Origin of the sequence: Limnoraphis robusta BA-68 BA1, from assembly GCF_034932365.1 — a bacterium.
GTDB classification, from domain to species: domain Bacteria; phylum Cyanobacteriota; class Cyanobacteriia; order Cyanobacteriales; family Microcoleaceae; genus Capilliphycus; species Capilliphycus robustus.
This window is the reverse complement of sequence record NZ_JAYGHR010000074.1, coordinates 20,482-38,051: the sequence shown is the minus strand read 5'-3', so window position 1 is coordinate 38,051 and position 17,570 is coordinate 20,482. Positions and strand designations below refer to the sequence as shown.

General features: G+C 40.8%; 11 protein-coding genes. 6 read left to right on the top strand and 5 right to left on the bottom strand.

Going from position 1 to position 17,570, the window contains the following annotated elements:
• Positions 1–233: 233 nt before the first annotated feature.
• Positions 234–2,048 carry a proline--tRNA ligase gene (gene proS, locus VB836_RS21215; RefSeq protein ID WP_323222296.1) on the bottom strand — a complete coding sequence of 605 codons (1,815 nt, stop codon included), beginning with the start codon at positions 2,046–2,048 and terminating at the stop codon, positions 234–236.
• Between the two features lie 130 nt (positions 2,049–2,178).
• Here proS and VB836_RS21210 point away from each other — a divergent pair, with 130 nt between their 5' ends.
• Entirely contained in the window at positions 2,179–2,463 is a 285-nt protein-coding gene (locus VB836_RS21210; protein ID WP_046280908.1) for a UPF0175 family protein, read from the top strand.
• Between the two features lies 1 nt (position 2,464).
• Here the strand turns inward: VB836_RS21210 and VB836_RS21205 are convergent, their stop codons facing one another.
• From VB836_RS21205 to VB836_RS21195, 3 genes are all read right to left on the bottom strand, one after another.
• Positions 2,465–3,052, bottom strand: coding sequence for a Uma2 family endonuclease (locus VB836_RS21205; RefSeq protein ID WP_323222294.1), 588 nt, complete (start codon positions 3,050–3,052; stop codon positions 2,465–2,467).
• Positions 3,053–3,147: 95 nt separating this feature from the next.
• On the bottom strand, positions 3,148–3,804 hold the full coding sequence (locus tag VB836_RS21200; protein ID WP_046280910.1) for a DUF1295 domain-containing protein: 657 nt from the start codon (positions 3,802–3,804) through the stop codon (positions 3,148–3,150).
• Between the two features lie 61 nt (positions 3,805–3,865).
• Positions 3,866–5,446, bottom strand: a complete 1,581-nt coding sequence (locus tag VB836_RS21195; RefSeq protein ID WP_323222291.1) for a DUF655 domain-containing protein — start codon at positions 5,444–5,446, stop codon at positions 3,866–3,868.
• Positions 5,447–6,043: 597 nt separating this feature from the next.
• Here VB836_RS21195 and VB836_RS21190 point away from each other — a divergent pair.
• The 5 genes from VB836_RS21190 to VB836_RS21170 all read left to right on the top strand — a co-directional run bounded on the left by VB836_RS21190 (position 6,044) and on the right by VB836_RS21170 (position 16,533).
• The gene (locus VB836_RS21190; RefSeq protein ID WP_046280912.1) at positions 6,044–6,445 is read left to right on the top strand and encodes a DUF7682 family zinc-binding protein; all 402 of its coding nucleotides are present in this window, start codon (positions 6,044–6,046) and stop codon (positions 6,443–6,445) included.
• Between the two features lie 89 nt (positions 6,446–6,534).
• Entirely contained in the window at positions 6,535–7,710 is a 1,176-nt protein-coding gene (locus VB836_RS21185; RefSeq protein ID WP_323222288.1) for a cysteine desulfurase family protein, read from the top strand.
• 391 nt (positions 7,711–8,101) lie between these two features.
• Positions 8,102–8,851, top strand: coding sequence for a DUF1995 family protein (locus VB836_RS21180; RefSeq protein WP_323222286.1), 750 nt, complete (start codon positions 8,102–8,104; stop codon positions 8,849–8,851).
• Between the two features lie 44 nt (positions 8,852–8,895).
• Positions 8,896–9,651: a metallophosphoesterase family protein gene (locus VB836_RS21175; RefSeq protein ID WP_046280915.1), complete on the top strand. Its 756-nt coding sequence runs from the start codon at positions 8,896–8,898 to the stop codon at positions 9,649–9,651.
• A 540-nt stretch (positions 9,652–10,191) separates the two neighbouring features.
• Complete coding sequence (locus VB836_RS21170; protein ID WP_323222284.1) at positions 10,192–16,533, top strand: Calx-beta domain-containing protein; 6,342 nt, start codon at positions 10,192–10,194, stop codon at positions 16,531–16,533.
• A gap of 80 nt (positions 16,534–16,613) precedes the next feature.
• Here VB836_RS21170 and VB836_RS21165 read toward each other — a convergent pair whose 3' ends face one another.
• Positions 16,614–17,486 carry an alpha/beta fold hydrolase gene (locus VB836_RS21165; protein WP_323222282.1) on the bottom strand — a complete coding sequence of 291 codons (873 nt, stop codon included), beginning with the start codon at positions 17,484–17,486 and terminating at the stop codon, positions 16,614–16,616.
• Between the last annotated feature and the right edge of the window lie 84 nt (positions 17,487–17,570).

Here is a 17,570-nt window from a genome sequence, read left to right as displayed (position 1 = left end):
AAGCCATCACTGATAATACCATGTATCGGTAACAAAAATGGCAATTTAGGCAACAGGCAACAGGCAACAGGCAAGAGGGGAAGTCTTTAACTGCTAACTGGTCACTGGTCACTGGTCACTGGTTACTGTTCACTGTCCCCACTGGTCACTGGTCACTGGTCACTGATAACTGTCCCCACTGGTCACTGGTCACTGGTCACTGATAACTGTCCCCACTGGTCACTGATAACTGGTCACTGTTCACTGTCTATTGCTGCTGCGATGGACTGCTGGAGATATTTGACGACATCTTCTATGGCGACTTCTTGGGAATTGTGGGTAGCTCGTTCAACAATCTCCACTTTACCCGATTTGAGCGATCGCCCTGTTACAATCCGATAGGGAATCCCGATCAAATCCGCGTCTTTGAACTTGACTCCGGCTCGTTCGTCGCGATCATCCAGTAATGTCTCTATTCCGGCTTTATTTAGCTGATTATACAGATTTTCTGCCACTTCTACCTGCTCACTATCGTTAATGTTAGGAATCGTAACAATAGCATGATAAGGTGCGATCGCTACAGGCCAAATAATCCCATCTTTATCATAAGATTGTTCAACCGCAGACTGGGCTAAACGCGACACCCCAACCCCATAACACCCCATGACTAAGGGAATTTCTTCGCCCTTTTCATTCGTACAGGTTGCTCCCATTATTTTAGAATATTTTGTTCCCAATTGGAAGATATGACCGACTTCAATTCCTCTGGCTGTTTCTAAGATTTGTTTGGCGTCGTGAACTGCGCGATCGCCTGCTTTTGCAGTTCTAATATCGACTACAAGTTTAGGCAATTCAAACTCTTTTTTCCAGTTCGCCCCAACAACGTGATATCCCGACTCATTCGCCCCCGTTACAAAATTATCCAACTCTACAGCCGTCTGATCAACCATTCGTAAAAACTTAGCGTTAACCTGCTTACTTCCGGTTATATAATCATCCGCTAAATCGGGTGCAATATAACCCAAAGGTAACGGTTTAGCTGCCCATTTTTGTTGTGCTTCCTCATCAGGAACCGTTAAGGAAATTAAGGCTTTTGCTTGATATTGACTCGTTAATTTAGTTAACTCATTTTGCAACTTCACCTCATTAACATCTTGATCGCCCCGAATACTCACCAATACTAACACCGTCATCCCGTTATCAAAAACAGCCTGATAAAGAACATTTTTCACAATTTGCGTCGGCGAACATTTGAGAAAATTACACAGCGTTTCTATGGTTGCTGTATTCGGTGTTTCTCGTTTTTCATAGGTTTTAAACGCCGAAGGTTCGGCATCAGCAGGGAGAGAAACCGCCTTTTCAACGTTGGCTGCATATTTGCCATCTTCGGTGTAGAGAACTTCATCTTCTCCCGCTTCCGCTAACACCATAAACTCTTGAGAACCCGATCCGCCTATCGCCCCAGAATCTGCTTCTACCGCCCGAAATGCTAACCCACAGCGCCGTAACATATTACGATAGGCTTGATCCATCGCTTTATAGGTTTCTTTCAAACTGTCTTCATCAGTATGGAACGAATAGCCATCTTTCATTATAAATTCTCGTCCCCGCATTAACCCAAAACGCGGTCTAATTTCATCCCGAAATTTGGTTTGAATTTGATATAAATGTAGGGGAAGTTGTTGATAGGAACGGATCATTTCTTTAGCAATAGTTGTGATCACTTCTTCGTGAGTTGGCCCTAAGGCTAAATCTCGGTTACGGCGATCGGTTAAAGCAAACATAATCCCTTCTGCTTTAGTATAAGTATCCCATCGACCGGACTCTTGCCACAACTCCGCAGGTTGAACTTGAGGTAGCAAACATTCTTCGGCGCCGGTGGCGTTCATTTCTTCGCGGACAATTTGCGAAACTTTCTGCAAAACCCGCCACATGAGGGGAAGATAGGCATATATTCCGCTTCCAATGCGACGAATATAACCCGCACGAACCAAGAGTTTATGACTGGGTATTTCGGCTTCGGCTGGATCTTCACGCAACGTTACAAATAACATTTTCGAGAGTCGCATGGTTTTGATTTCCTGTAGAGAGCAACATACTATTATCTCAGATTGTGGTAAGTTAATCGCCTATCGGCTTTAAAATGTATTATATTATTAGATAAACGAAGTTAAAATTTGAGTATTCTGAGGTAAAAAAATGTCATTTCGGAAACGGGAAGTAACTTTTACCATTACAGAGATTCCAGAATTTATCACTGAAGAACGATTTCTCGCCGCCCAAGAAAAAGCAAAAGAAGCCTTTGTTATGGACTTGCTACGCCATGCTGAAATTAGTGCTGGACGTGCCGCAGAAATGTTAAAAATTAATCGCGGACAATTATCTAATATAATGCGTGAATATAAAATTAGTCCTTTTGATGAAACCATGACTGTAGAGGACTTGCAAGAAGAAGTTACTCAAGTTATGAAAATATTACTGTAATTTAAGAGTTAAACTGAGGTGGAAATATTTTTGATAATTCTAAGGATAATTCTGGAAAACAAGGTAAAATAACGCTTTCATTCGGTAACATAATTAACTTGCGACGATAACCAAAAGATTGATCAAGTTTTTGATAGGGTTCGTTGTAACATTCCAGTTGATAATCAATTAAGTTAAAAATCCAATAATCTTTGATATGATTTTCAGCATAAGCCATTAACTTGATTTCTTGATCATAATCTAAAGATGAATCAGATATCTCAATTAGCAGTAAAATATCCTCAGCCGTTGGATGAGAACTTAAATAATCATCTTCACGGTTAACAACAATAACCCGATCCGGTTCTGGTTCGCTATTGGAAGATAAAATAATCGGTTGTTGTCCTCTGAGAGTTGCTTTGTCTCCAATAAGCTTGTATAATTCCCGTTCTAAACGAGTCTCACAAACAGCGTGAGGGGTTCCTTTCGCCGCCATATCAAAAAATTCTCCGCTAATAAGTTCAACCCGATCATCTTCGGTAAAAAATCCGAGTTCAGTTAAACGGTGATATTCTGCTACTGTAAAACGTTTAGGAGTTGCGATCGCCATAATTCTCAACAGACTCAGGAATTATTTTGATTATAACAAAAAAGATGAGGATTGTATTAATACTTTTACCTCATCTCTTTTAATCCTAATGAAAATTACCAAATAAAGGGAATCAATCTGCGAGTATTTTGTTTGTATTCCTGATATTCGGGATATTTTTCGCTCATGCTGAGGTCTTTTTGATTCATTCTTAGTAGATAAAGTGCCATGACTTGCCCCGGTACAATATAAGCCCAGAGCGAACCCGCAACCACGGCAAAACTGAGATATCTCATCAAATCTCCGAAGTAGTTAATATTGCGAGAAAGTCGCCAAATATTATCTTGAACCAAACCCGCACCGAACTCTTTTGCGGTTAATTTTTGTGCGTCCGCACTGGCATTAATTAAACTGCCAAAAAAGAACAGAGGTAAAGCAATTCCAACCGTAATCATTGAAATGGGTTCGGGGTTAACAAAGGCTAAATAACCCGGAAGTGTGTAAAGAAACCCCACATAGAAGAGGATGAATATAAATTCAAACACTCCAGCAGGTTCATTAAATAACATCTCTCCACGCTTTGGATAAAACCATTGTTCAACCAACCACCAAACACAATAACTAATATGCAAACAGAGATAAATGACTTGCCGCACATCGTGAATTCCAAACAAGATTGCACAGCCAATTAACAAGAAAATTGGTATTGCTTTAGCAACATTAACTGCTGTAAGCTGGGTTATTTTAAATTGTTGATTTGCGGTATTTTCCATGATTTGAGTTGATAAACCTCTACTGATAATTTTAACTAAATTTCAAAATGATGTAGCATCCCTACCATGTTACCTGATCTCGTAATTTTTCAATCATTTTTGGCCCAACTCCGGGGACTCGTTGGAAGTCTTCTAGGGAAGTAAACGGTTGTTGTTGACGGGTTTGAATAATACGTTGGGCTAATTTGGGGCCAACGCCGGGTAAAGTTTCTAATTCTTCTAAAGTGGCGGTATTTAAGTTAATTTTGTATCCTAAACTCCAACGGGGAGGCTTTGAGACGCTTTCAATTTTTCCTTGACAAGCTTCTATCTCTTGTTGAATTTTTGCCAACATTCCCCCAGGAATTCCTAATGTTGCGGTATCATAGAGTCGATTAAATTCTCGGTTAAAATGGGCTGCAACTGTGGGATTTTTAATCACAATTAAGGTTTCATCGTTGGTTGTATTGGCGGCTTCTGTCCAGTTTTGAGAACCTGTAATAACAACTTCATTATCAACAATTCCGAACTTATGATGTAACTTATCTCCGGGGGGTAAATTGGGAACGCCAACGGTTGAAATGGGTTGTTTCCAAGGACGATTTTTCTCCTCATATTTGCAGTTATTCACCGCAGCAATACCCATCATATCTAACATTTCGCTATAGTCCCGATAAGCAAAACCCGGGTCAATGATTCCCCGTAATTTTATCGAACGTTGAACGGTTGTTTCCATCATATCAACTAACCTTTGTTCTGAAAAAACAAACAATGCAAAATTGATTGATTGTTTGGTTTCAGTTAACGTTTTAGCAATTAAACCATTAACACTATTTTCCCAAGTTTGACTGCGAGGAGTGGGTGAAAATTGAACTAAAATAGGGGTATTTCCAACGGTAACATCTTCAACCCGACGATAGGGTTTTTTGGTTCCAAATTGGCTATCAAGTTCACCCCCAGGGCCATCTCCCCACATCAAATTAAATTCTTGAGTGAATAAACGGGCGAATTGGGAACTTTCAACTTTTAATAAATTATTGGCATTTCCGCGACTTTCCGGTTCGTCTAAGTCTCCATGAATATCACTGAGGGTAAAATTAGCGGAAGTGAGAATGATAGTTTTACCATCAACAATCACAAATTTATGGTGCATTAACCCTGATCCTTTTGAACCATCTGCGGTATCGTCTATCCAGGGAATTTTGGCATTATTGATGATAACTAAAGCATCGCGTTGATTGATTTCTTCTGTAGAAAGTTGACCATCTTGATTAATATCAACTAATTTAACAAATTCTAAATAGCGATCGCGTTCTTGTTCGGAGAGTTGATTGACTTCATTTTCTGTTAAACGACTCCAGGGACGACTATAATTATTTTCTAGGATGATTCTAACTTTAACCCCTGCTTGATGTTGGTTAACGAGAACTTCTGCTAGTTGAGGTAAACGGAATTCTTGAACAGCGACATCTATAGTAGAAGTTGCCGTTTTAATCCTATCGATAATAATTTGTTCGAGATCATCTCCCAGGCGAGTTTGTTGGCGATAGGGTTCGGTATAAACAGAAGCCTGAGATTGATTAAAGTAAGCTTGAATTAAAGGATCTTGAGTTAAGGTTTCAAGAAGCGGTTTTAAAGCCGATTGAGACGTTTTTTTATCCATCAAACAACGGCTGAAAAGAAATATAACTAAGACGACTGCTAAACCGATAATTAGTCTATTTTTCTGAAGTAAATGCACGGGTTTATGGAATGAGCGATCATTTATAGCAGAAGTCAGGAGACACCGAGACAGGAGACAGAATTGAAACCTTTATCATAAAAGGATTTGACAGAAAAACAGTGTCCTAATCTCGGCTTCGACTGGTATATAAATATTATTTTAGTCAGCAGTCAACCGTCTGAGGATAGATTGTTATTGAGATTAACAAATTCTCTGACGAAGGTTTATTCTGTCCAGTTTTCCTGAGAATGTCAGCTTTTGAGGGATATTGTTGAGGTTGAGAATCTTAATATTTCCCAAATCTCTTCAAACCCGTTGATATTCTACACTTTTAACATTGGGACTAACAAGAGTGAGTTTTTCAAACACATCCGCTTGGGGGATGTCTCGGAAGGCAGGTAATCTATTAAATAGAGCTTAACTTAAATCTGTGCAAAGTTAGTTTTGCATAATATCCCGCAACCTTTAGTCGTACAAGGGTTGTAGGACTTCCTATTTTGTTCGCACGACCTGGGTCAGAACCCTCACATTAGTGTTATGCCTAGAAGAAAGAGAACATTTCAGTGTGGCCACAAGGGATATGGACAAATCTGCCATCGGTGTAAACACCAGCAAATGGTAGAACAGCGAGAAGATCAAGAGCTAGCAGAGAAACGAAATAAAAAGCAAGAATGGGAAGCGTCCTTCGAGCAAGATATCATCGATCTCAGAGGCTTACCTGATTATGTGGTCATTAAAGCACGGGCGATTCTAGCCGGATTAAGCGATGATAAAACCTACCGTGACTTTGGTGGGAAACGACTGCGACATAATCGCTTTATTATCAGTATTCCCGTGACTCGCAACTATCGGATGCTTTGTCAAGATAGCGGCAATTTTGTAGTCCCTCAGAGAATTCTCTCTCACGAAGATTACAACGTTTGTAAGCCAGGAGATTGATCCAACGCTATTGTAGACGAATCAAGGTGTTTCTGAGTTCCCCAAAAATTAGCCTTTCTCATTCAGACTGAAAAGAAACCAATAAACCTATGCAAATCTACTTAGACTATAGTGCAACCACACCTACTCGTTGCGAAGCGATCGCCGCGATGCAAGCCGTTCTCACGCAACAATGGGGCAATCCTTCCAGCTTACATGAATGGGGTCAAAGGTCAGCAACCGTGTTAGAAAAATCTAGAAGCCAAGTTGCTCATCTGATTAACGCTCCCCCTGAATCAATTATTTTTACATCAGGCGGTACTGAAGCCGATAACATGGCTATTATGGGCGTGGCTCGATGTTATTCTACGCCTCAACATCTGATTATTTCCAGTGTCGAACATTCCGCGATCGCCGAACCTGCAAAATTACTGGAACAATGGGGATGGCAGGTAACACGTCTGCCAGTGGATCGCCTGGGGAGGGTTCATCCGTTAGACTTGCAAGCGGCAATACAACCCAATACTGTCTTAGTATCGGTGATTTACGGACAAAGTGAAATCGGCACGTTACAACCGATTGAAGCGTTAGGCAAAATTGCCCGATCTCATGGGGTTTTATTTCATATCGATGCGGTACAAGTCGCTGGACGAATACCGATCAATGTTCAAACTTTACCGGTTGATTTATTATCGCTTTCCAGTCACAAACTTTATGGCCCTCAAGGAAGCGGCGCCCTTTACGTCAAGCCCGGAGTTGAACTCAAACCTCTGTTAACCGGAGGAGGCCAAGAAACGAAGTTACGCTCTGGAACTGAAGCGGTTCCGGGGATTGTGGGGTTTGGAGTTGCGGCCGTACTCGCACTAGAAGATATGGTAACAGAAACTCCTCGGTTAATTCAGTTACGCGATCGCTTGTTTGATTTATTAGCTGATGTCCCGGATTTAATTCCCACAGGCGATCGCATTCACCGATTACCCCATCATGTTAGTTTTTGTTTAAAGCCGCAAATGGGGGAAAGTTTATCACCTATTACCGGAAAAACCCTCGTTAGACAAATGAATCTCGCTGGAATTGGTATTAGTGCAGGTTCGGCTTGTCATAGTGGGAAACTCAGCCCGAGTCCGATTTTATTGGCGATGGGATATGACGAAAAAACGGCTTTAGGGGGAATTCGCCTGACTTTAGGACGAGACACGACAGAAGCGGATATTGATTGGACAGCAATGGTTTTAAAACAAATTCTCCAACGACTCAAACCTTTACCTGTTGTTGTTAGGGTGTAAACGGGTAGGGGCGGGTTCCGCAAAAATCTATATTTCCCAGAAACAACTTAGATAAACCCGCCCTCAACTCAACAGGGATTTTAATTTCTATCTAAAAGCCTCAGTCCTTGCACATAGGACTAGGTTGAAGGGGGCGGGTTTATGCAGACTGTTGCTGAGAAGACATCCATTTATGGGGAACCCGAGGGATTTTAATTTCTATCTAAAAGCCTCAGTCCTTGCACATAGAACTAGGTTGAAGGGGGCGGGTTTATGCAGACTGTTGCTGAGAAGACATCCATTTATGGGGAACCCGCCCCTACAAATTACCTAATTTCAAGAATTCAAATTAAGATACAATACCTAAAGAAATTCGATTTTTAACAAGATTCTAGGTAAACCTTGACCGTTTATGACGCAATTACCCACAAGTATAGAAGAAGCTGTAGAACAGGCCACTCAAGCAACTCAAGCCGCTCTCAATGACGGTTATAAACTGCTGCAAGTGGAGTTAGTTTTTCCAGAAATTGAACTACAAGCTCAAGCCATTGCTCAACAATTTATTCCGGCTATTGAACAATCTGATCTGATTCTGAAAGTCTTTTTTCCAGATACCGGGGCGGCTGCATTAGCCCGTCGAGATTGGGGAGAAACCCCGTTTCGAGTTAGCGATCTCGGAAGTAGTCGTTCTCCGATAGAAAGCCGTCTTCAAGACGATGATGGACGGTTTTTGGTGGTTTCTCCGGCTGCGGTGGAGGTGGAACAAGTCGAAAAATTATCTCGGTTAGCAGGTGATCGCGCCACGATTTTACTTAATCCTCGCTTAGAAGATGTTGCTATTATAGGTATAGGCTATGCTGCTCGCGCCTTGCGTGAACGGTTTATTAATACGATTGAATCCTGCTATTATCTCAGACCCTTAGAAGGTGATGTCGTACTCTATCGCTGTTATCCCTCTTTATGGGAAGTCTGGCAAGAAATTGACGGAGAATATCAGCTTATTACTCAAGAACAAACTAAGCCCGTTGGAGATCAGCTCGATCAAATATTAGCAGGAACTAGCCCAAGCCAGGGAGATTCTACCGAGTCCGCCAAACCTCAGCCGAAAAAGCAAAGCTTTCTGGCGGGACTGCAAAGCTTTCTGAATGCTCTGAGTCGATAAAGCCTGATCTCCATTTTTCATAGAGGAACCCCCGGTGAAAGACAATGCCAAACCGACGCCTGATCATTGGTGATGTACATGGGCATTATGATGGCATGATGACGCTTCTCGAAAAACTTGCTCCTGGAGAAGAAGATCAGGTCTATTTTCTCGGAGATTTAGTAGATCGTGGCCCAAAAAGCGCTCAAGTCGTCGATTTTGTTAAAAATAGTCCTTATCGTTGTTTGATGGGAAACCACGAACAATTGATGTTAAATGCCTTACCGGAAGTTGGAAAAAATACTTCGGCTTGGCAGGCTTGGCTTTATAGTGGCGGACATTCGACGATTAACAGTTATCAAGAAGCGGGTATGATGCCCCGTGATCATCTTCAGTGGATGCGATCACTTCCGGTTTTTTTAGACTTAGGAGATGTCTGGTTAGTTCATGCGGGAATTCATCCCAATCTGCCTCTTTCTCAACAAACTGAAGCTGAATTTTGCTGGATCAGACGCGAATTTCATAATATCCCTAAGCCCTATTTTAACAATAAATTGATTATTATTGGTCATACGATTACGTTTACGTTTGATGGCATAGAACCCGGAACTTTAGTTCAGGGACAAGGATGGTTAGGGATTGACACAGGAGTTTATCATGCTAAAAGTGGTTGGTTAACTGGACTTGATATCAACAATAAGAAGGTTTATCAAGTGAATGTTTTACATCGTAATAAAGTGCGGATTTTGCCTTTAGAAGAAGTCGTGACTCAGCTTAAACGTCCCTCTTTTCTCGCTCGTTTGCGGTATGTTCGTCCTTAAAAAAGCATCAAAAATTCATATAACTTGACATTCGTTATCACATTAGCGAGGATTTTGACAGAGGTTAAGCGGGGGTTACGGATCACACCCAAACCCTAAAATGACACGGTTTTATAGCAGAGAAAGAGTTGATTAGGACACTGTTTTTCTGTCAAATCCTTTTATGATAAAGGTTTCAATTCTGTCTCCTGTCTCCTGTCTCCTGACTTCTGCTATATCTTGTATTTTTTGTAAGCTTGATGGTATGATAGACAAGATCTGGGTAATTGTTTTGAGCCATTATTAATACTCAACTCGAAATCAATCGTAATCTCGAGGTTTTTGTTTCTATCTCTTGCATTTTCCTCTTAGCCTCAAATCTCATCAAATATTAAAACGAAAACGAGAGTTAAACTTGATTCGAGAAAAACTCTTGAAATGTTTACTTTGTTCGTTCTAGGAATCTAGCAAAAATAGGAGTAAACCCTACCCTCATTGAAAATATCGCCTGAAAACAATTCAAAGCGTCTTTTTTGATTACTAATTCTCTAAGCCTTTGCGATGCGTAAAAATAGCGTTTTAACAACTATAAATCCTCTAGTCTTAGCCCCATTCGCTCATCCTAATCTCTGTTCTGACTCTGCTATTGCCCTGATTGATTCTAGCATAAACGATTATCCTGATCTGATCTCGGGGATTAGTCCAGGAACAGAAATAGTCTTGCTTGATCGCGATCGCAATGCTATTATCCAAATAGCGGAAATCCTCAAACAATACCCAGCTTTTGCTTCCGTTCACCTGATTAGTCACGGTTCACCCGGATGCTTGAACTTAGGGAATGTTCAGCTAAATTCTCACACCCTCCCTGGCTATACTTCTAGACTTAAGTCTTGGTTTCCGTCATCTTCCCAGCATGGGAGTATTTTAGTCTTATATGGATGTGAAGTCGCAGCCGGGAAAGAAGGTCAAAATTTCTTAAAACAACTGAGTGATATTCTAGGAATAGAGATTATTGCATCTTCCCAGCGAGTGGGAAACCCTAAGTTTGGGGGAAGTTGGAATTTTGACTGGAAGACGGGAAAACAAACGATTTACCCAATTTTTTCAGAGACTTTTAAGCAAACTTATCCCGGAGTATTCGCTACTATTACTGTCAATAGTAATGCGGATAACACGATAGCGGGGGATGGCTTAGTTACCCTACGAGAAGCTATTATTACTGCTAACAACGATTCTACAGGAGATACGATTGTATTTCATCCTAGCCTAGCTAATTCTACCATAACTCTAAACGGTTCGCAACTGGTCATTACCAGCGCTCTCACAATTAACGGTTTAGAAACTGATATTCTTATTAGCGGGAACAACAATTCCCGTGTTTTTCTGATTGATGATAACACAAATGACCAAATTAATGTCATCATCCAGGGATTAACCCTTGAAAAGGGAACAGTCACCGGAAGCGAAGATGGGGGCGGAATTTATAATCAAGAAAATCTTACCCTAAATCAAACGATTATTCGCAATAATGTTTCAAACGATGATGGGGGAGGAATTGGCAATGATGGAACTCTGACTATTATAAATAGTAGCATTATTAACAACGTTGCTCAAGGTAATAGTAGCGAGGCGAGTGGCGGTGGGGGACTGATTAATACAACGAATGGCACTGTTACTCTTAGCAAGAGTTGGTTTGATGGAAATACTGGTAAAAATGGGAGTGCTATTCGCAATGAGGGTATTTTAAGTTTAACAGAAAGTACCGTTAGTAATAATAGTGCGATCCCTGGGGGGATTTTTCCCAGTGCTATTGTTAATACGACGGGAACATTAACAATAGAAAATAGCACCATTAGCAGTAACCCAGTTTCGGGGATTGTTAATACAGGAGTTGTTAACAAGATTAATCATAGCACAATTGCGGGAAATCAAGGTTATGCTATTGACAACCTAAATACTGTTAATGTTCTCAGCAATAGTATTTTAGCGGGAAATCAAAATAATACTTTGGTTGGAAACACTCAAACCAATAACTTAACCGGAACTTTTGCAGAAGTTGGACTCAATTCTACACTTGTTAATAACGGAGGTTCAACTCCGACTCATAGTTTATTATCGGGAAGTCTTGCTATTAATACAGCCGATCTATCTACTGCAAAAACAACCGATCAACGGGGAATATCTAGAGATAGTTTACCTGATATTGGTGCTTATGAAGCAATTTTACCCTTGAGTGTTGTCATTAATGAAATTGCTTGGATGGGAACAGCGAATAGCGTTAATGATGAATGGATCGAACTGTACAACCCAGGTTATACAAGCATTAACTTGAGTGGTTGGAAATTGGAAGCGAGTGACGGAATTCCTAATAAAACAATTCCCAATGGAACAATTATCGCACCTGAAGGTTATTTATTACTAGAACGAACAGATGAGACTACTGTTAATAATATCACAGCAGACTTGATTTATACAGGAGCGTTAGGAAATGAGGGAGAAACTCTAACTTTAAAATCTCCTGATGGGACTATTATTGATATTGTGAATGAGGATGGTGGAGGTTGGGTAGCCGGTGACAATAAAAACCCAGTTCGTTTTACAATGGAACGGATCGATCCGACTCTACCCGGAGATGATAATAATTGGCGTACTAATGATGGACTAACAATTAACGGTATTGATGCGAATAATAACCTGATCTATGGTACACCAAAATCAGCGAATTCTCTGGGTGAAATTCCGAATTTATTGGTGAATGATGTTAATAGTTTAGAACCGGATAGCGGAACTGTCAATACTACTTTTACCGTTAGTCTTTCTCATCCAACCAGTAAAACGGTTACAGTTAACTACAGTACCGAAAATGCTACCGCCACCGCAGGAACAGACTACACCTCAAAAACAGGAAGTCTGACATTTGAACCAGGAGAAACGAGTAAAACTGTTAACGTTAGTATCACGGGAGATAGCTTATTTGAAGCAGATGAAACGTTTAATTTAGTTCTCAGCAACCCATCGAATGCAGGGATAACGGATGGAACCGGAGAGGGTACTATTCAAGATAATGATACTGCTCCGACAGTTAATTTTGCAACGGCTAACCAAAGCGGTGAAGAAGGGGAAACAATAACAGCTATTATTCAACTGTCTGCTGTAGCGGGAGTTAATATTACGGTTCCGTTTGCGGTGACAGGAACAGCAACCAATAACAGCGACTATACTATTAACCTAAGTTCAATTATCATCCCTGCGGGAAATTCTCAAGCCATTATTTCACTGAATTTGAGTCAAGATAACCTCGATGAAGTCGATGAAACGATTATTTTCAACTTAGAAACACCAACTAACGCGACAGTTGGGGGAACTTCAACTCATACTATTACGCTGGTAGATATTGATCCTCCTCCTCATGTTAGCCTCAGTTTGAGTGATGCTGTTTTTTCTGAAACTGCAAATACAACCACTATTACTGCGAGTTTAGATGCTGTTTCAAGCCAAGATGTAACGGTTCATTTAAACTTTGGAGGAACCGCAACGTTTGGGGTAGACTACACGGCTAATAATACATCGATCATTATTCCAGCAGGGGAGATTGAAAACAGCATTACGTTAACCGGAAAGATAGATAATCTCGCCGAAGTAAACGAAACGGTAGAAGTTAGTATTGATAACATTATCAACGGCACGGAGACGGAAACTAAAACGGTAACTACGACTCTCATTGATAATAATACTCCTCAAGTTATTGTAACTCAGAACACCCTCGATATTAGCGAAGGAGAGACAACAACTTACACCCTTAAACTCGCCACCCAACCGACTCAACCTGTTAGTATTTCTATTGATACGGGAAGCCAGGTTCAAGCAGTTTCTTCTGTTATTTTTGATGAGACAAACTGGAATATTCCCCAAACGGTTACTATTACAGTAATAGATGATACGGTTCTTGAAGGAAACCACAGCCAAACCCTAATTCATGCCGTTACTAGCAATGATGGAAATTACGATAATATTGGGGTGGGAAATGTTGAGGTTGATATTGCAGATAATGAGATTAGTTACAGTTTATCGGTTAACCCTACAGAAATAACTGAAGGAAATACTAGCAGTCAAACGGTTACTTATACTATAACTCGAACTGGAAATCAGAGTCAACAGAGTCAGATTAATTATACCCTGCAAGGTACGGCGACTCCTGAAATAGATTATGATAATATTCGGCTTGGGGGAACGGTTGTCAATAAAAGCGGAAACATTACCTTTGAGGTTGGAGAAACAACTCAAACCCTGACAGTAGATATTTTAGGAGATGAAATATTTGAACCCGAAGAAACTCTCGAACTTAGTCTCACTTCATCGGAAACAAAGACTTTTAATAATTCTCCTCTAACCGTTGCGATCGCCAACGATGATCCGCTTCCTATTATTGATTTTGAACAGACTATCTATACTGTTAGCGAACTTGCGGAAACTGCAACGATTAATATCAGTCTGAGTAACCCATCTAGTTCAGCTATTAGTGTTATTTATTCTACCGCAAACGGAACAGCAATAGCAGGAACAGACTACACTGAAAAAACAGGCTCTCTAACCTTTAACCCCGGAGAAACTGAAAAAAGTTTTACAGTTCCGATTCACAATGATGATATTATAGAAGCAGATGAAACGGTAGACTTGCAACTTTCTAACCCTACTGGTGCGACTCTCGGAACAAGTGACACCGCAGAATTAATAATCACGGATAATAAGACTGCAACGGTTAGTCTAGAACAGACTACTTATACTGTTAAAGAAACGGATAGTTTTGTTGAAATAGTAGTGAATCTTGATCAAGTTGTGAGTATTCCGGTTAGTATTGACTATACTACGATGGGAGGAACAGCAACAGCAGGAGACGACTACACAGCTACTCGCGGAGTTCTTACTTTTAACCCTGGAGAAACGCAAAAAATCATCAGCATTCCTATTTTAGATGATCAAGATATAGAAGAAGATGAAACGGTTAATTTTGCACTCACAAACCCGAACCCTAGTCAAAAACTAATATTGGGTTCACCTGGTACAACCACTCTGACTATTATTAGTGATGATCTTCCAACAGTTGAACCAACTCCAACTCCAACTCCGATAGTTGAACCAACACCAACTATTGAACCAACTCCAACTATTGAAATAACTCCAACTGTTGAACCAACTCCAACTATTGAACCAACACCAACTCCAACTCCGATAGTTGAACCAACTCCAACTATTGAACCAACTCCAACACCAACTATTGAACCAACTCCAACACCAACTATTGAACCAACACCAACTGTTGAAATAATTCCAACACCAACTATTGAAATAACTCCAACACCAACTATTGAACCAACACCAACTGTTGAAATAATTCCAACACCAACTATTGAACCAACACCAACTATTGAACCAACTCCAACTCCAACTGTTGAACCAACACCAACTGTTGAACCAACTCCAACTCCAACTGTTGAAATAATTCCAACTGTTGAACCAACACCAACTGTTGAAATAATTCCAACTCCAACACCAACTGTTGAAATAATTCCAACTCCAACACCAACTGTTGAAATAACTCCAACTGTTGAAATAATTCCAACTCCAACTCCAACTGTTGAACTAACTCCAACTCCAACTGTTGAACCAACTCCAACTGTTGAACCAACTCCAACACCAACTGTTGAAATAATTCCAACACCAACACCAACTGTTGAAGCAACACCAACTGTTGAAATAATTCCAACACCAACACCAACTATTGAAGCGACTCCAGAACCCACTTTTGAACCCCAACCCACTGCTATCTTTGAGGTTCCTGGTTCATCGGATCTCTTTGATCTGACTGCTTACATTCCTCCTATCACACCCCCGAACCGACCTTTTGATCTGAAATTCGATGTAGAATTAGAAGGAGAAGCGATCGCATTTCCGACGAATGCTTCAGATCGCATTATGGGAACATCCGCAGATGACCAAATTTTCGGTTTATTAGGGAGAGATAGCCTGTTTGCGGGTGAAGGTGACGATATTGCGATCGCAAATGAAAATGACGACTATCTCAGTGGAGATGAAGGAAACGATACCCTTCACGGTGGAGAGGGAAATGATACTCTCCAAATGGGTTTAGGTGATGATCAAGGGTTTGGAGATCAGGAAAATGATTATATTTCTGGTGAAAATGGAGAAGATCATCTGTATGGAGGTTCGGGAAGCGATCGCATTTTTGGGGATGACGGAAACGACTGGATCAATGGAAATACCGAAGCCGACTATTTAGCAGGAGATGAAGGAAACGATACCTTGCATGGGGGGAAGGGTGAAGATACTTTGCAAGGGGGTATCGATAATGATTATATTGAAGGAAACCTCGAAGAAGACTGGATCGAGGGAAATGGGGGAAATGATACGCTATGGGGAAATGAAGGAAACGATACACTGTCTGGTAATAGTGAGAATGATATTCTGTATGGTGGGGTTGGAAACGACTGGCTAGATGGAAACCAGGGAGACGATCAAATTTTTGGGGATATCGGGGATGACACCCTAGATGCAGGTGAAGGAAACGATCGCCTTTCAGGAGGGGATGGAGATGACTGGTTAGTGGGAGAAGAGGGGGAGGATACCTTGTCAGGTGGGGAAGGAGGCGATCGCTTTTTTGTATCACCAGGTTCAGGTTTGGATCTGTTGCTTGACTTTGAGGATGGTCAAGATCTAATCGTTCTCGATGGCGGCTTGACCTGGGAACAGTTAGCCATCTCCCGGCGCCCAGATTCTCTCATTTTAACTATAGCACAAACCGGAGAAGAATTGATCAAATTATTGGCAATTGACTCCTTCACCGTTGATGATGTCTTGAACCGCTCAATTTTCCCAAACAATTAGAGGTATATTTCCCCGAAATTCTACTTAAAAACTCAGCAATTTTTCAAGCACCCTTTTAAAAATAGACTCAAATATTCAGCCTAATCACTCAAAAATTCTCGCATATATTGATTCACTAATTCAGGACGTTCTTGTTGTACCCAATGGCTACAGTTAGGAATATAACGAATCCGAAAATTCTGTACATATTCTTCCGTTCCCTCGGTTAATTCTTTACCTAAAGCTGCATCATTTTCTCCCCAAATCATCAAGGTCGGAACCGTTAATAAACCCCATTGTGGTCGATCTGGGGGATTAAAAAACGCGGGAAAAACATTGCGATAATAGTTGATCATCGCGGTTAACGCACCTCGTTTAGCGGCTGCATTTTTGTACATTTCTAAGTCATTAGAAGTAAAAGCACTTTTGTCAATTGCCATGTTAACAAAAGCAGAAGCAATCGCTCGATAATCATCGGATTGTAACAATAACTCAGGTAAAATAGGGAGTTGAAAGAAAAAGATATACCAGCTTTTTTGTAACTGATCAATCGTCCATAACCCCTGAGCAAACTTCGCCGGATGGGGCAAATTCATCACGATTAATTTATCAACCATTTCCGGATAAGTATAGGCAACATTCCAAGCGATCGCCCCACCCCAATCGTGAGCCACTAAGGTACAATGATCATATCCTAAGCCTATAATTACCCCTCGAATATCTTGGATCAATTCTTTCATGCTATAAGCAGATAAATCTTTGGGTTTATCACTGTCGTTGTAGCCACGTAGATCTAAAGCAACAACTTTATAATCTTGGGAAAATTCGGGAATTTGATGGCGCCACGAATACCAAAACTCAGGAAACCCATGCAACATGAGCATCAATGGCCCGTTACCTTGGGTAACATAATGCAGGGTTACACCATTTGTAGTGATGTATTCACTCGTCCAAGTTCCTTTTAAAATAGACATAGAAACCTCCTATCAATTGGAAATTCTCAGAAAAAGTACGGGAGAGCCTTGCGGTTGATTAACTCTAATATTAAAGGTATAGCG

What these genes read in the sequence shown, in the direction of transcription:
- VB836_RS21170 (WP_323222284.1), top strand. Translation starts at nt 10,192, where the DNA reads ATGCGTAAAAATAGCGTTTTAACAACTATAAATCCTCTAGTCTTAGCC.
- VB836_RS21165 (WP_323222282.1), bottom strand. Translation starts at nt 17,486, where the DNA reads ATGTCTATTTTAAAAGGAACTTGGACGAGTGAATACATCACTACAAAT.
- proS (WP_323222296.1), bottom strand. Translation starts at nt 2,048, where the DNA reads ATGCGACTCTCGAAAATGTTATTTGTAACGTTGCGTGAAGATCCAGCC.
- VB836_RS21175 (WP_046280915.1), top strand. Translation starts at nt 8,896, where the DNA reads ATGCCAAACCGACGCCTGATCATTGGTGATGTACATGGGCATTATGAT.
- VB836_RS21185 (WP_323222288.1), top strand. Translation starts at nt 6,535, where the DNA reads ATGCAAATCTACTTAGACTATAGTGCAACCACACCTACTCGTTGCGAA.
- VB836_RS21205 (WP_323222294.1), bottom strand. Translation starts at nt 3,052, where the DNA reads ATGGCGATCGCAACTCCTAAACGTTTTACAGTAGCAGAATATCACCGT.
- VB836_RS21210 (WP_046280908.1), top strand. Translation starts at nt 2,179, where the DNA reads ATGTCATTTCGGAAACGGGAAGTAACTTTTACCATTACAGAGATTCCA.
- VB836_RS21195 (WP_323222291.1), bottom strand. Translation starts at nt 5,446, where the DNA reads ATGGATAAAAAAACGTCTCAATCGGCTTTAAAACCGCTTCTTGAAACC.
- VB836_RS21180 (WP_323222286.1), top strand. Translation starts at nt 8,102, where the DNA reads ATGACGCAATTACCCACAAGTATAGAAGAAGCTGTAGAACAGGCCACT.
- VB836_RS21190 (WP_046280912.1), top strand. Translation starts at nt 6,044, where the DNA reads ATGCCTAGAAGAAAGAGAACATTTCAGTGTGGCCACAAGGGATATGGA.
- VB836_RS21200 (WP_046280910.1), bottom strand. Translation starts at nt 3,804, where the DNA reads ATGGAAAATACCGCAAATCAACAATTTAAAATAACCCAGCTTACAGCA.